The organism is Salinicoccus hispanicus (genome assembly GCF_009831115.1).
Classification (GTDB): Bacteria; Bacillota; Bacilli; order Staphylococcales; family Salinicoccaceae; genus Salinicoccus; species Salinicoccus hispanicus.
Map to the genome: position 1 here is coordinate 136,900 of NZ_WUUK01000005.1, position 15,225 is coordinate 152,124.

General features: G+C 42.1%; 15 protein-coding genes and 2 pseudogenes. 5 read left to right on the forward strand and 12 right to left on the reverse strand.

All coding sequences use genetic code 11. The annotated features are described in order from the left end of the window. Nucleotides 1-89 precede the first annotated feature (89 nt). Nucleotides 90-956: a DMT family transporter gene (locus GQ671_RS12165; protein ID WP_160657647.1), complete on the forward strand. Its 867-nt coding sequence runs from the start codon at nucleotides 90-92 to the stop codon at nucleotides 954-956. Between the two features lie 137 nt (nucleotides 957-1,093). Here the strand turns inward: GQ671_RS12165 and GQ671_RS12170 are convergent, their stop codons facing one another. Further along, the gene (locus tag GQ671_RS12170) at nucleotides 1,094-1,606 is read right to left on the reverse strand and encodes a GNAT family N-acetyltransferase (protein ID WP_160658016.1); all 513 of its coding nucleotides are present in this window, start codon (nucleotides 1,604-1,606) and stop codon (nucleotides 1,094-1,096) included. A gap of 115 nt (nucleotides 1,607-1,721) precedes the next feature. Between GQ671_RS12170 and GQ671_RS12175 the strand changes: the two genes are divergently transcribed. From GQ671_RS12175 to GQ671_RS12185, 3 genes and pseudogenes are all read left to right on the forward strand, one after another. Further along, nucleotides 1,722-2,231, forward strand: coding sequence for a cupin domain-containing protein (locus GQ671_RS12175; RefSeq protein ID WP_160657649.1), 510 nt, complete (start codon nucleotides 1,722-1,724; stop codon nucleotides 2,229-2,231). Between the two features lie 339 nt (nucleotides 2,232-2,570). Continuing rightward, nucleotides 2,571-3,422, forward strand: a complete 852-nt coding sequence (gene purU, locus GQ671_RS12180; protein WP_160657652.1) for a formyltetrahydrofolate deformylase — start codon at nucleotides 2,571-2,573, stop codon at nucleotides 3,420-3,422. A 165-nt stretch (nucleotides 3,423-3,587) separates the two neighbouring features. Next, nucleotides 3,588-3,856: pseudogene (locus GQ671_RS12185) on the forward strand (alcohol dehydrogenase); the annotation flags it as partial. A gap of 181 nt (nucleotides 3,857-4,037) precedes the next feature. Here GQ671_RS12185 and GQ671_RS12190 read toward each other — a convergent pair. The 11 genes and pseudogenes from GQ671_RS12190 to GQ671_RS12240 form a co-directional block, all read right to left on the reverse strand. Beyond that, entirely contained in the window at nucleotides 4,038-6,176 is a 2,139-nt protein-coding gene (locus GQ671_RS12190) for an LTA synthase family protein (protein WP_160657654.1), read from the reverse strand. A gap of 793 nt (nucleotides 6,177-6,969) precedes the next feature. Continuing rightward, nucleotides 6,970-7,443 (reverse strand): annotated as a pseudogene (locus tag GQ671_RS12195) (IS30 family transposase); the annotation flags it as partial. A gap of 450 nt (nucleotides 7,444-7,893) precedes the next feature. Continuing rightward, nucleotides 7,894-8,184, reverse strand: a complete 291-nt coding sequence (locus GQ671_RS12200) for a hypothetical protein (protein ID WP_160657657.1) — start codon at nucleotides 8,182-8,184, stop codon at nucleotides 7,894-7,896. Between the two features lie 95 nt (nucleotides 8,185-8,279). After that, complete coding sequence (locus GQ671_RS12205; RefSeq protein ID WP_160657660.1) at nucleotides 8,280-8,567, reverse strand: hypothetical protein; 288 nt, start codon at nucleotides 8,565-8,567, stop codon at nucleotides 8,280-8,282. Nucleotides 8,568-8,639: 72 nt separating this feature from the next. Beyond that, nucleotides 8,640-9,128, reverse strand: a complete 489-nt coding sequence (locus tag GQ671_RS12210) for a GNAT family N-acetyltransferase (protein ID WP_160657662.1) — start codon at nucleotides 9,126-9,128, stop codon at nucleotides 8,640-8,642. After that, nucleotides 9,110-9,343, reverse strand: coding sequence for a GNAT family protein (locus tag GQ671_RS13145; protein WP_380645457.1), 234 nt, complete (start codon nucleotides 9,341-9,343; stop codon nucleotides 9,110-9,112). The genes GQ671_RS12210 and GQ671_RS13145 overlap by 19 nt, the downstream gene beginning before the upstream one ends. A gap of 26 nt (nucleotides 9,344-9,369) precedes the next feature. Next, nucleotides 9,370-9,786, reverse strand: coding sequence for an NUDIX hydrolase (locus GQ671_RS12220; protein ID WP_160658018.1), 417 nt, complete (start codon nucleotides 9,784-9,786; stop codon nucleotides 9,370-9,372). Nucleotides 9,787-10,113: 327 nt separating this feature from the next. After that, nucleotides 10,114-11,067, reverse strand: a complete 954-nt coding sequence (locus GQ671_RS12225; protein WP_160657666.1) for a VOC family protein — start codon at nucleotides 11,065-11,067, stop codon at nucleotides 10,114-10,116. Nucleotides 11,068-11,095: 28 nt separating this feature from the next. Continuing rightward, the gene (locus tag GQ671_RS12230) at nucleotides 11,096-11,500 is read right to left on the reverse strand and encodes a DoxX family protein (RefSeq protein WP_160657668.1); all 405 of its coding nucleotides are present in this window, start codon (nucleotides 11,498-11,500) and stop codon (nucleotides 11,096-11,098) included. Between the two features lie 87 nt (nucleotides 11,501-11,587). Then, a complete protein-coding gene (locus GQ671_RS12235) occupies nucleotides 11,588-12,784 on the reverse strand; it encodes an MFS transporter (protein WP_160657670.1) in 1,197 nt (398 codons plus the stop codon). A gap of 80 nt (nucleotides 12,785-12,864) precedes the next feature. Next, nucleotides 12,865-13,683 carry a MerR family transcriptional regulator gene (locus tag GQ671_RS12240; protein ID WP_160657672.1) on the reverse strand — a complete coding sequence of 273 codons (819 nt, stop codon included), beginning with the start codon at nucleotides 13,681-13,683 and terminating at the stop codon, nucleotides 12,865-12,867. A 381-nt stretch (nucleotides 13,684-14,064) separates the two neighbouring features. Here GQ671_RS12240 and GQ671_RS12245 point away from each other — a divergent pair, with 381 nt between their 5' ends. Then, entirely contained in the window at nucleotides 14,065-15,114 is a 1,050-nt protein-coding gene (locus GQ671_RS12245; RefSeq protein ID WP_160657676.1) for a homocysteine S-methyltransferase family protein, read from the forward strand. Nucleotides 15,115-15,225: the final 111 nt, after the last annotated feature.

Genomic DNA, 15,225 nt, shown 5'->3' on the forward strand with positions numbered 1-15,225 from the left:
GTGTACCAGAGAATATTTCCAGACAAGCTAAAGTTGTCGATCAGATCACCCACCACCCTGCCCCATACTGGATCTAGGAGGAAGTAACCATGAAATACACCGGCATCTTGCTTGTCATACTCGCTGCCATTTTCTGGGGGATCAGCGGTGGCATTGCAGATATATTGATGAACAAAGGATGGGATCCGCTCATCATTTCATTCTATCGCGGAGCAGTCGGGTTCATATTCTTCTTCGCATGGTTCTTCATCCACTTCAAAAAGAACTGGAGTACTTCGCCACGTTTTTATCTCTGGTCGCTGCTTGGCGGCATTGGCGTCGCGGGAAACTTCACCTTCTATTTCCTGAGCATACAGGAGTCGAGCGTTGCTGTTGCAGCGACTTTGATGTATACGGCGCCTATATTCGTTCTCCTGGTTTCGTTTCTATTCAGAATAGAACAATCAACATGGTTTAAATGGTTATGCGTATGCTCTGTAATCATCGGTATCGTCCTACTTACAGGTGCCTATGACCCGGAAGCCCTATCGACCGGCATATTCGGTGTGATAGCAGGTCTCGCTGCCGGCCTGTCATATGCACTGTTCATTTTCGGCTTCAAGAATGCTTCCGACATCGGCAGACCACAGACGATACTGACTGTCGCCTTCCTGGCATTCTGCCTGACCCTTATATGGTTCATCGATATGGATGAAGCATTCAGTGTGCTGACATCTGAAGACTTATGGTGGTTCCTGCTGCTCGGAGCAGTCGGTGCCGGTGTATCATTCATCATCTATGTCATCGGTGTCCGGCGGACCCGCCCGACGACCGCTTCAATGGTCGCGATGGTGGAGCCTGTGACCGCATCCCTTTTTGGAGTGGCTATTCTCGGGGATGGCCTCGGCTTCGTTCAGATTCTCGGTATGGGAATCATACTTGTGACCATCACGGTGCTGAGCGCTAAACAGGCATGATGTCCATTGGATAATGTCATAAGGAAATCCAATCCGTCCGCAGCCAATTCGAAAAGGACAATCCAATCAGATAGATTTCTAAAAGGCATGCTTCCTATAATTCCATAGGAAGCATGCCTTTAAATTTGTCTTATAAGTTAACCAGAAACCTTCAGATCCAATGTCATCAGATGCTCATCGTAATACCTGTCACCATCGGACATCGCTTTCGGTTCTGTACCATACACTTCAAAGCCGAATGATTCATAGAATGCAGCAGCTCTGGCGTTTTCAGTGACTACTGAGAGATTGATAACCTCCACCCCGTCTATTTCTTTCACCCGATCGATCAGATGGCTCACCACCTCTTTGGCGATGCCTGTGCCTCTGTACTCACTTTTACAGTACATCGCAATCAGACTTCCCTTATGCTTCGACTTCGCGCCTTGTGACCGGATGAAAGCAGCAGTGCACACAAGTTCTACTTCATCAAAGCCACCTACAGTAAACTGAGTTTCGGAAGCATCAATACGCCGTTCAAAGTCCATGAGTGACAGTTCCACTTCCCGGGCGTATGTCGTTCCAAAGGCAGCCGGATCTGTTTTCAATCCTTCCAGCCTCAGCAACAGGTACTGCTTGGCATCGTCTGTATCTAATACTCTTATGTTGATAGTGAACCCTCCATTCCTTTTCTCGCATCATTGTGAGACCAGTTTCTATTCTACACGATGATTACTTCCAGGCTGAAGAGGTAAATGTTCAATAACTACGATATGGAGGGATAAAATGAAGCTTACTGCAGATATCGAAATCATCCAATTGAAAGCGGAAGACGATGGCAGCATACCCAACCACCCGGACTTCCCCCTGCTCGTCTATAAGAATTTGTTCGAGGATGGCGATGATATTCCGGAGATACTGAATGCCAACGACTGGTCCGGAGAGTGGCTCGGATCCGTCCATCCGTTCCACCACTACCACAGCAACACCCATGAAGTGCTTGCCGTCAAAGCCGGCACTGCAAAACTGCAGCTCGGTGGTGAACAAGGTGATCAGGTCGAAGCCGAAAAAGGTGACGTCATCATCCTCCCTGCCGGCTATGGTCATAAGAAAATAGAAGCCAGTGACGACTACGCAAACTATGGCGCCTACCCAGGCGGAGTCAGCTTTGACATGTGCTACGGGAAAGCGGAAGAGCGCCCTGAAAAGTTGGACAATATCAAGCAGGTCGCGTTGCCGGAATACGACCCGGTATTCGGACAGGATGGACCGTTATTCGATTACTGGAAAAGTTAGCTTCACCATTTTAAATAAACCAGCAATCAACGCCATAAAATCAAAACCCAGGGAGATGCAGTGATTCCGTCATTCTCCCTGGATTTATTTTCTTTATCCATTAAAGATGATATACCGAAACATCCTATCACTCCATCGAATGCCGTCCTCAACAACTCCCCTATGCCTACTTTCACATTTTGCTTGCATAGTTATTTGAATTTTTAGTATGCTATTCATTATATCCATTCATCGAACACACCATATCAATGGATGAAACAACCGCAATATACGAATTGAAAGAATTAAATTAAACCGGTTTAAATAAAGCAAGTACACTTAGACGAGGAGATTACGTACATGAATGATAAATATATTTTGTTGGCAAGCTGTAAGGACCAGGTAGGCATCACCAACCTGATTACTGGAATCATCTCAAAATATGACTCTAATATACTGCATCTCGATCATTTCACGGAGTACGATTATGACAACTCTGATGAAGGTCAATTGTATTTGAGGTTCGAGTTTGAGAAAGTGAATGGGCTGAAAGCTGCTCTGGAGAATGAACTCGAACAGAAGAACATCGATTTTGAACTGTTCGATAGTGCCGTAAATACAAAGATTGCATTGTTCGTTTCAAAGGAAGACCATGCATTTAATGAAATATTGCTGAGAGTTGAACGTGGCGAGATTCCAGCAGAAATCGTCTGTGCTGTAGGGAATCATGAGGATAATAGACATTTCGCAGAGAATCTGGACATCCCCTTCTATCACGTGCCGAGCAATGAACCGAAAGAGAAAGTCGAAGAGAAAATGATTGCCATCTGTGAGGAACATGAAGTGGACTTGATTGTTCTGGCCAAGTACATGCAGATCCTATCCGATGACTTTGTCAATCACTACAAAGATAGAATCATTAATATACATCACTCATTTCTCCCATCATTCATCGGAGCAAATCCGTATAAGCAGGCATGGGAACGCGGCGTCAAGTTCGTCGGTGCAACGAGCCACTACGTCACTGCAGACCTCGATGAAGGCCCCATTATCGAGCAGAATGTCATACGCGTCAATCACAGGTATGACGTAAAGAGCCTGAAGAAAATAGGCCGCCATGTGGAAGCAACAGTATTAGCGCAAGCAGTTGAGTATCATGTACTTCATAAAGTCATTGTAAACAATGGCAATAAAACGATTGTATTTGATTGATTAAAATAAATCCGAATAATGAGCAGCACATAGAAAGCGTATACGTCCATTATTCGAATTTTCTTCATCCCATCAGTAATCTTTTTTGTTTTGTAAGTACTTTTATAAAATGATCTCAATTCTCCTATAAGGTTATGTTTACGTTAGGAAGGTAAAAGATAAACAACAAGACGCGGCGGGATGACGGTAACAACCGCATAACTTCTCCTTCCCGCAGGTGATCCTGACGGCGGAAGAAAGGACGGTGAAAGGGTCCTACGTCGGCAGCTGTGTACCTGCCCGGGATATACCGAGGTTCATCGAGCTTTATAAGCAGGGCAGACTCCCGGTGGACACACTGTGGTCAGATACTTTGTCGCTTGAAGAGATTAACGAAGGTTTCGACAGGCTGCACAAAGGCGACGGTGGCGTGGCTTATAGTGAAGATGCATTGAGAAATGATGATACTATATAAAAATAAGGACCCGAGTATTAGGGTTCTTATTTTGTGTGAAAGTCATCGATACTGACTGTACTGTAATAAAAAGGGCCTTCAGATACTTTTCTGAAGGCCCTTTTAAGGATGAATATATTGTCTTTTAAGCTTCAATATTCTTATTTTAGTTTTGATCTGATTCATTCCGGTCGACCAGGTGGATTGGAACCTTCATCTGATGCGCCTCTTTCTGACTCTTCCAGCTCCGGCGCATCTGTTTCATATAGACCTCTGCTCGATTCTCCATCATGTTGTTCAATCAGTCTCGTTTCTTTTCCTGGGTGCTCTTCAAGGACATCCATTTGATCACGATATAAATAATCAATTTCTTTTAATCCATCCAGAGGTTCGGGGTTATAGAAACGCAGTAAATCTTTCATCAGAATTTCGTTGGAATGGTTTAATTCTTCCCTCGCTTCGTCTCTATAGCGATAAAGTTCTTCCAATTCTTTTTCGGTAAATTGATCCTGCAGTGCCTCCCCTGTCTCTGTATCGTAGATTTCCTGTTCAAAGAAAGTATATTCCGGTGTCACTACACGTCCATTTCTGAGTGGGACGGTATTATCGTGTTCTTCTGATAAAATATCCTGCCCCATAAATAAATAGTCATCTGTTTCCATGCCTAGTAAATGCATTAAGGTTGGAAGCATGTCCACCTGACCACTGTATGTGTCAAACACTTCACCATTTTCAACGCCGGGGACATGCATGATGAACGGCACTCTTTGCATTTGAGTGTCATGGTATTGATTCCACTCCTCCGGATCTTCACCCACTAAAGGTGCCAATTCCGGGTTTCTCATATCGGAAATACCATAATGGTCACCATACATGACTATGATTGAATCCTCATATAAGCCGCTTGACTTCAAGTAATTGAAAAATTCCTCCAACGCCTGGTCAGCATAATGTGCTGTAACGAAATAATTGTTAATTGTATCATCCTCTGTTTGGGCAGCTGGAAACTCCACATTTTCCTCATCCAAAGGGTAAGGGAAGTGATGAGAGACGGTGAGGAACTTGGAGTAGAATGGCTGAGGCAGCTGTTCAAGGTACTCTGCCGAATCATGGAAAAACAATTTATCTTTCAAGCCATATTCCATTGATCTGTCCCCGGAAACATCATAAAACTCGGCATCAAAGAAGAAGTCATAGCCGAAACTTTGGTAAGTATCCGTCCTGTTCCAAAAAGATCCGACATTCCCGTGAAAAGCGGCTGAGGTATAGCCCCCATGCTGTGCCAGAATATTTGGCGCTGAATGAAATGTATTAGTGGATCCCAATGATTGAAAAACACTGCCTTGAGGGAGGCCGTACAATGACAACTCCCCTAAAACTTCAGCGTCTGATGACTTCCCCTGGCCAGTCTGATGGAAAAAGTTTTCAAAACTGTATGAGTCCTCATTGTCATATATACTTGAAAGAAATGGCATGACTTCGTGAGTTTCACCATATTCATCTTCCAGCTCGTAATCAATTAAAAACTGCTGCACACTTTCCAACCCAATCACAATAACGTTGCGGTCCTCTGCCGCCCCAAAGTATTCTGGATTTGGCGCTGCATAGTTTTCGGCTGAAAAGTTAAACACCTTCGCTAAATCTGACTCGTCGGCACTCACGCGCACCTGGCTGTTTTGCGATGATTGGAACACATCATAACCGGTAAAGAAATTCAAACCTAAGTATTTAACCATATAATTCCTGTCAAAAGTGCGCGTTAATAATTCTGGACGGTCAATTTCCGCCAATATCAAGTTCCCTGCCAAAAGTAAGACACCCACTAATGTAACCGAGACTTTTGTACGCCTCTTATGTTCTTTCTTATCTTCAGCGAGCGGTGCCTCCTTTTTATAAAAGAACAAATAGACAAACAACATGATATCGACCCAGTATAACAAGTCCCAAATCCTCATCATTTCAAATGTAGAAGTAAATAAGGCGGTGGTCACATTATTAGTACCCGATACAATATTAAACGTCAGAAAATCGGCGAACTCCCTGTAATATAGTATGTTCACATATAATAATAAAGTCATTAAGATTAACATTATGAACATTGCCCATTTTCTTAAACTTGGACTAATGAAAAATAGCGCGATGGACAACAATATGACGCCGGTCGCAACCGGGTTGATGAACAATATGATGTGTTCGAATATACCTGATACGCCTAAACTGAATTCAATCCAGTAAGCCATGTATGTTTTCAACCAGAATAAAAAAAGGAACAGAATGAAATATCCATAGCGTTTATTCAATAATTCTTTCATGTTTGACATATTTTCACTTCCTTATTCTCTGCCTTGTCTCTTAACCTCCAATGATTCATATAGGTTCTATACGGATCATTCATAGTGAATTAAGATAGAGTAAAATATAAGAAAACCCTCAAACAAGCGTGGAGGGTTTGGTGACGGGCGACAAGTAAAATTGAAATGCTTTAATATCAAGAGTTGCAATAACTTAAAATCAATATATGGACAGTTACTTCATCCACTTCATTGGGGTGTTATCACTTTTGCAGAGCCTATATTGATGATTCCAGTCTTTTCACTTACAGCCTCGGATTTTTTACAAATACTTAACTAACTTTATCAATACTTTTCATTATAGAACAATATGTAGTTTTTAAGCAAAAAAATACTCGTTTATTAACAATGACATTTAATGAAGTAAATCAATTTCCCATAGAAAGATTTGCTATATTGTTCGGTTATGCCGCATGAAATGGCCCCTAGGGATCATTAGAACATAAAATTCTCTACTCTGGTTTGATTCAGATAAGATGATAAAACTAAGTTGGGTAGTTAAAACTAAATATAATATGAAGTGTTAAACAAAGCTTTATTATGAGAGATGATTCGAAAGAAAAAATTGGGTGGGCAACTGCCACTGGAGGATGAGATCGTTCATACAGACGGCTAAACATATGGTTTTCTTGCTCCACCGAAGAGATAATCAACTAACTGACCGAAGAAAAATAGAAATTGACTGTACTATAACCAAAAAGTCCCTTCAGATTATTTTCTGAAGGGACTTTTATAGAGATATGTTCTTTATAATTTTCGTTTGTCAAAATAAGCTAGACAGTTCTTTCTCACCCATGTAACTCAAAAAGACTTCCAATGGTGTTCGATAGTTTAACGATTTTCTTGGAATGTGGTTTCTTCTTGCAGCGACGGACGAGACAAATATCTGATCGACCGTGTTGAAATCCATGCCTTTAGGCAGTCCATCCTTTCTGAGTAGTCCGTTGGAATGTTCATTCAATCCCCGTAGGGATGGTGTTCCCGGATCGGCAAAGTAGATTGACAGATCGTTCTGGTTGCTCATCGATTGCCAGTTGGAAAACTCCTTACCACAGTCGAAAGTGATGGATTTGAATAGATTTCTTGTCATCTGATGACACCAGCTGTTGATGGCAGCCTCAATCGTCTGCGCCGTCCGGCCTTCGGATTTCAAGGTGATGATGACTTTTGACAGGCGCTCGACCAGCGTAATGAAAGCACTCTTGTGACGGACACCGACAATGGTATCACCCTCCATCGGAAAACCATTTTGAGTGTATCATGCGTGACCTTTTTATGTGTCTAGCTTAATTTTACAATCGGCGATTAATAAATTGTTTCTTATATCCTAAATTTATATTTTTTCTAATACTTGTTTAATAATTATATTATTATATAATTACAATATATAAGTTGGTTATAAAATCTTATTTAAAAAGGGGATGTACAGAAATGAATATTAAGTATATTGGTAGTGACACTCGAAAGTCTGAAAATGGGAAAATACATGTTAGAAATGGGAACTATACAGCATGTGGTGCCCGGATTGATGATAATCCTGAGGATTGGGAATCAACTTCAAAACCTGTGACTTGTAACAAAAGAGGATGTAAGTAGACAGCTCTACACTAATCGCTATCTCTGATAATGATCAAGGGCTATTGCATAGAATGATAGATTTTATTAATCGACTTATATTTCAATAATTTCATGAAAATAAGCTTGAAAACCATAACCCTCCAGGTATGGTTAACCAAAGTAATAGGCTGATCAATATAATTTTTATATACGAGATATACATAAAACTACTCTTATAGAAGTACCATCCTACTAATAATGCACCAACAGTCCAGACGGGTAATATAAAAAAGAATTCTGGTGCCACGAATCTTTCATGCGTATAATTTTCAGCAATAGTTCCTTCAGCGAAGAAAAAAGAGATAAAGACAGCAATACATCCACAAACGATTAGGTTTCCCCAAACTACTACTGCTTTCATTTCTATCACCCTTATTTCTCAATTTATATATCCTAAACTACAACTACTTTTTATCGGTTATGCATGGCTACTGTGACAAATCCCTTTACACAGTATCACTTCTCTGGTGTCAAAATCGTTCTTTGTACCACACCTGGGCCCATGGACACATTATGCTCCATCAAAATATAAATCTGTCCATCGATCAGAAATTTGTTCTTCCCTTTATATTCGACTTGTCTTCCTTCGTTAGTGAGTTCACGCTGCACTGCCTCCACATATTTGGTCTGGTCACTATATCTGTCATCCATCTCCAAAATTATCTGTCCTTGTCTGTAACCTCTCAACCGTCTGTAGGCAAAGAATCCGAGTCCAATCACAATCAGTATAATAACAAGTTCCATATATCTTCTCTCATCTAATCATTACTGTCAAAAAACAGTGCGTATATAAGTCTTTTGTTTACCTAGACGTACTTACAACCTAACCTCCATCATCAGCTGCACACCATACTCTGTAGTCACTTCATCCACTGTTTCAAATCCTTGTTTATTCCACATCTTTATCGCTGACTTATTTTCTTCAACGACGCTGAGTCTTACCTTTTGTATATCTTTCACTTTGATATAGGCAATGGCTTGATCGTACACCTGTTGTCCAATCCCTTGATTTCTATGCTTCTGATCAATAACTAAATAGCCGATCATGCAGGCCGAAGTATCCGGATAATTGAATAGAATATCCAAGAACCCGATGATGTTCTGTTCCTGATAGATCACATATACTTCTTTGTTTTCAATATCCACACCAGGAGGAACATCCAATAGGAATTCCGCTTCAACGTCTCCACGGGACGGCGCCGTCTCCAGGTACTCTGTAAAATAGTCCGTATTTCTCATTATAAAACTGTAGAAAGGATCAAAATCTTTTTCTCTATCGAATAAACTCAATTCAAAGGGTGGCACTCAGATACCTCCTCTAACATCAATCTATACATTATTGTTCCATTACTCGCTCTGAATTGTTGTTCAGTCTTATTCCAGTCCATCACTTTAAAATCAATCTTCTCAAGCATCCTTCTCACTCTCTTATTATTCTCATGTGTTTCAGCGTGGAAAGTCGTGATCCCTAAATTTCTATAGGCGACGTCTATAGCATGTAGCATAATCTTTGTCCCAATTCCTTTTCTTTTGGATTAAATAATGCTCAAAACTGCATGTCTTGGCTGAATAAGTCCTGAACTTTTACCGCCACTGCTTTCGGTCTGACATCAATGGATGATAGTCTATCCATATCCACCCACATCGGTATGTATTTACCTCTATCCCTCTCAGAATCTATATACTCTTCTCCTTGACCAGAACCAAACGTACCACTGATAGTTTTAGCTAAGAAAAAGTAATGGGTCCCGTCAAAGTCTACTTCTGCGATGCATTCTCCGACTTTTACTTTTAAGCCCAATTCTTCAAATGCCTCTCTCCTTGCCGCTTCTTCTGGTGTTTCTCCACCTTCAATCCCACCACCAGGGAACACATAATAGACAGATCCATCTCTAATCCTTTTTATCAGTGCAACCTTGCTCCCACCCTCGACTATGACCACCGCGCTTCTATTCCGCATCAGTTACATCCCTCCATGTCTACAGATGAATTCAGCCTTCAGCCCCTGTAATAGCTTGTATTGCCAAAAGCTCTATCATTACTATTAAAATATCCATTATTTTATTTCTGAATATTGAATCATTTATTAAGTTGATTGTATCATACCAAATACTTACAAAGGTGGAGGCAAGTCACCTGCTTTTGTCTTCTTCTCTGTATTCTGAAAAAAAAATGGTCCGGTTGAAAATAACCGGACCATTTATATCTATAAATGAGACAAAAATAATGTCGAATTGAGAAAGTGTTAGAATTACCCATATTGACTGGTTCCTACGCTTTCATATTGGATCTATTCACTTTTCAAAATCAGTTTCAGTTCAACTCCGGTTGGATCTTCTACCATCAATGCTTCGTTTTCCTCTTCGAACTGGAAGTTTCCTTCGGTGAGTCCGGCTTTTGCTTCCCGGTACTCGTCTTCGGTCAAATGGAAGGTGAAACGCTTCAGTCCCAGAGTATTTTCTGAAGGCTGTGGTATATCTGTCCCCATCCATGTGTTCATTCCAATGTTATGGTGATAAGCATCTTTTGACACAAACAGCATATGACTGTCCTGCGCGACAATATCAAAGCCCAGCGCATCTACATAAAATGCTTCCGAGGCTTCCAGATCCGATGCCTGAAGATGCATATGACCGATTCTTGTCCCTTCGGCCAATCCATCCCACTCGGCATCTCCGACTTCCGCAAACAGGTTTTCCAGATCCAATTGATCTGTCGCGCCTACATATCCTCCGTTGTCGTCACGTACCCATTCTTTCGGGTTTCGATCTGTATAGATTTCGATGCCGTTGCCATCCGGATCGGCCAAGTAGAGTGCTTCGCTGTATTGATGATCTGCAGCACCCTGCAATGGATATCCGGATGCCGTCAGGTGCTGGATGGACAGAGCGAGATCCTGCCGTGTCGGCACTAGAATTGCCAGATGATATAATCCGGTGGTTCTTGGGGAGCGTGCTTCAAAGTTATTATTGTGCGTCAGGATAAGTTGCGGTGACGTTCCGTCAGCAGTGAGTTCGACTGTGCTGCCGCTTCTCTCAAGAACACTGAAACCAATCAGATCTTCGTAGAACTGGGCAGACTCATCCAAATCTGAAACCTGCAGCTCGACATGACCGATTCTTGGTTCGTGATCTTCTGTGTAGACAGCCGTGTTCATGTTTTCCCCACTCCCTGTATTTACAAGAAAGAAAAAGACGGATAATGCAAGACCTACTAGAACAATAATCATTACTATTTTAATCATATTCATTCAATTCACCTATAGCGCTTCTTTATTTGGTCGTTCCATTATTTTTCGCTCTAAACATTACCTGATCCAGTGCGTATAGTCTGCTTCCGCCGAGTACCAAGTAGATGGCAATGGCCAATAGTGCCAAATCATAGGCGTAGCCACCGACAAAACCTGCTGCGAACTGGACTGTAATGATCGCGCCCAGCAGCAATAAAGCGAATAGTGCGCCTACAATGCGGACGCCGAGTCCCAGAATCAAAAGGATTCCGCCAATCACTTCAAGTCCACCTGCACCATATGCTAAAAATCCAGGCAGGCCGATACTGCCAAACCACTCGGCAGTATTGGCAATGCCATCCTGAAATTTTTCAATACCATGTGCCAAAAAAATAAGTCCTGCTACAACGCGCAGTATGAGTGCGCCGATTTCTGTTCTGTTGTTCATTGTAATTCTCCTTAGATATTTTATATAAAGCAGTGGAATCATCTGTGTGATTACACGGGTGATTCTCTTTAAAACGATTTGCTGGTTCTAATGAAGGCCTTTACCTGTTGTATTGGAAACCATTTGCTGTCTTCTTTTCATTACTATATATCCACAATAGGCAACCAGGAATACGCCGTAGATGAGTCCAGTGAAGATGAAAATGGACTGGTAGGATCCAGCTGCTGCAATCAGTCCAAGAAGAAATGATCCGCCACCGATTCCAAGGTCGAAGAAGTTGAAGAATGAAGCCATCGCATCTTCGTGTTCATGTTCTCCGACCAGATTGATGCACCATGTTTGAATGGCCGGGAAAATGGCCCCGAAGCCGAATCCATACAGGAGTGCTGCTGAGAATATCATCACGTCGTTGGAAGCGGTATAGAGCAGAAACATTCCAGTAGCTGATAGGATGGAACCAGGTATCAGAATGACAGCTGGTCCATAATTATCAAACAATCTTCCTGATATCAGACGAACAATAAAGCTTGCCGCTGCGATCAATAGGAAAAATAACCCGACATGATTGAACTCCCTCTCAAGTGCGTACAAAGAAAAGAACGACATGATGCCGCCAGCAGCGATACCGACAAGAAGGATGAGGAGCGCAGGAACCAGCACCCGTTTCTCCACCAGCTTGAATGTCACTTCTGCGTGACGATCTCTTTCTTTTCCTTCAGGTGCGCGCCTAATAAAGAATGCCATCAAAACTGCAAGAAGCAGAATTGCCATACCACCCAGGAACAGGCGCTGGAAATCGTAGAGTTCCAATGTCATGATACCGACCATCGGTCCGATCGATATCGCCACTGTTTCTCCGACACCGAAATATCCGATGCCCTCACCTCTGCGTTCTTTTGGAATGATTTCTGCAGCCAGTGTGGCAAAATATGTGGTTACCAGACCAAACCCTGCACCGTGAATCAGTCGAATGACCAGCAATGCGGGCATATTCTGAGCCAGATAGTAGGCACCTGTCGATAGAGCGATGACAGCGAGTCCTAAAATGAGCAGTAATTTCTTATCAAATTTCGCTGCAAACAGTCCGGCAAATGGACGTATCAGGATTGCCGAAACCATGAAAATACCTGTCACCAGACCGACTTGGCTTGGTCCACCACCTATGTTTGTAACAAAAAGAGGAAGTGTCGGCAGAAGCATCTCGAAGATCATGAATACGAGCGCATTGGAAACCATGACAAAGATAAAAGACCATGACCAAATTTTATTATTAGAATTTCCCATTTTTTTCTCCTTTGGAAGTTAGTAAAGATTGAGCTAAAATCAATCACTATCAAATAATAAACCCTCCTGTAACAGGAGGGTCAACGTTTAATTGGAATTTGTATTTCCGTAAGATGATTTTCTTTTGAATTGGAGATGTAATGGTCAATGATGGTACGTTCAATGGAATCGCCCGTTATCTGGAATCCGTTGTCATCGATATAGTCGAGCAGAATGTTGTAGTAGAAGTGAGAGTGCGTATGATCACCTCTGAAATATATATATGCATGTCTGCCTGCCGGTAAAGTCGTCGCCAGTGGACCTGAAACATCTTCTTCTTCAACCAGTATGAAAATCGAGTTGTACTCGTTGAAATTCTGCTGCTTCACTTTATCACACTCTATGGTGAGTCCTACACCACCAATATAAATTGAGGAGTGCCGATTCGCCAGATTCTCCAACTGTCTCAGTGACATTTCCAACTCTGGCTCTGAACTGATTTTCTCCATCAATCTGACAACTTTTCGCTCTTCCACCTCTTTGATGAATGGCGTGCCGAGCTCTGTTATTTTTTGAGCAGATTTGATATCCTCTATCCGATTTTTGAACCTGAGATTCACACGTTCCAGTTCTTCTATTTTGATCTCTGTCAGCTCCTGCTGTTTCTCCAGCAGTTCCAGAAAGCCTTCAATGTCCCGATGATCCTGATGACTTTTGATCTCCTTCAAGCTAAAGCCGAGCTCTTTTAAATACTGGATGGTGTTAAGCTGTTCAAACTGGTCGGTTGTGTAATATCTGTATCCACTTTCCGATTCGACGTAATCCGGTTTCAATACACCCACCTTGTCGTAATAGTGGAGCGTTTTTATTGTTGTATTATGTAGTTTGGCCATTTCTCCAATCGAAAACTTGTTTTTCACTTTGCCCCTCCTCTTCTCTAATTGCTTTTTATCTTATTATTAATTTCTTCTACTTACTACATATTTGCAACATCATTCTAATGAATGGCGGTGTTCCTACGTCAACGAATAACAACAGAATATCAAAATAGTGTTTGGAAATGGACATCATCTTCAACGATTTCTTATCCATTCCGATTAAGGCTAAATGATCACTCCGTAATCTGTGTTATACCTTCATACCATGTATATCTTTCGGGGTTATAGCCTTACACTATATCCAACCATGAATTATCAGTATTATTTTACACCATGCGTATCATGGTAGACTTGCCTTAACCAAAAAAGATTAGGTTAATAAAAGTTCCAAACCTTCTCTTTAAATTCAAGGAGGCAATTCATATGAAGCGTAGTTTGGAAGAAAGATTGAAAGATGGCCCGGTGATCGCAGGTGAAGGGTACCTGTTTGAATTGGAACGGAGAGGCTATTTGCAGGCGGGGTCTTTTGTACCAGAAGTTGCATTGGATAATCCGGAAGCACTCAAACAGACGTACCGTGATTTTATGAATGCTGGCTCCGATGTGGTTCTGGCTTTTACCTACAACGCCCACAGGGAGAAGATGAGAATCATAGGTAAGGAAGAGCTATTGGAACCTTTGAATCGGAACGCTATCCGGTTGGCAAAAGAAGTGGCAAAGGAGCATCCCGTAGAAGAAGCATTGGTCGCGGGCAATATTTCCAATACAAATCTCTTTGATCATGAAAATCCTGAATCAAAGGAACAGGTCAGAAATATGTTCGCTGAAATGGTCCAATGGTGCAAGGAAGAAGAAGTGGATTACATCAACGGAGAAACATTCTATTATCATGAAGAAGCAGTCATTGCTCTGGAAGAGATTTTGAAGCAGGATATGCCGGCTGTCATCACGCTGGGACTCATGGGAGAAAACATATTAAGAGATGGCTTTACCGTTGAAGAGTCGTGTAGAATACTCTCTGAGAAAGGTGCACTGGTGGTGGGTATGAACTGCTTCCGTGGGCCAGACACCATGCAGCCCTATCTTGAAAAGATACGTGAAGCGGTGGATGGATACGTCGGTGGACTGCCTATTCCCTACCGCACGACAGATGCACATCCGACTTTCTTCAATCTCCCGGATGGTGGATGCAGTTGCCACTTGCCTCTTGAGACAACCTTCCCGACTTCACTGGACCCACTCTATCATAACCGCTACGAGCTCGCCGAGTGGGCAAAGAAGGCGCACGCTATTGGAGTGAACTATATCGGATTATGCTGTGGTGCCTCACCCGCTATGCTCCGGTCTGTTGCGGAGGCTGTCGGTGTAGAAGCAGTCAACTCAAAGTATTCTCCTGACATGGAGAAACACTTCCTGTTTGGTAAAGACGAAACACTGCAGAAACATAATCTGGACTACCGTACAAAAGCCTAAGTAGCAGCATTCTTCTATTCATCACTTGCGGCGAATTGGATTTTAATATATATAATGATCAATAAAGGAGCCCATTCATTTCTGGATGGACTCCTTTATCTTTCATGCACA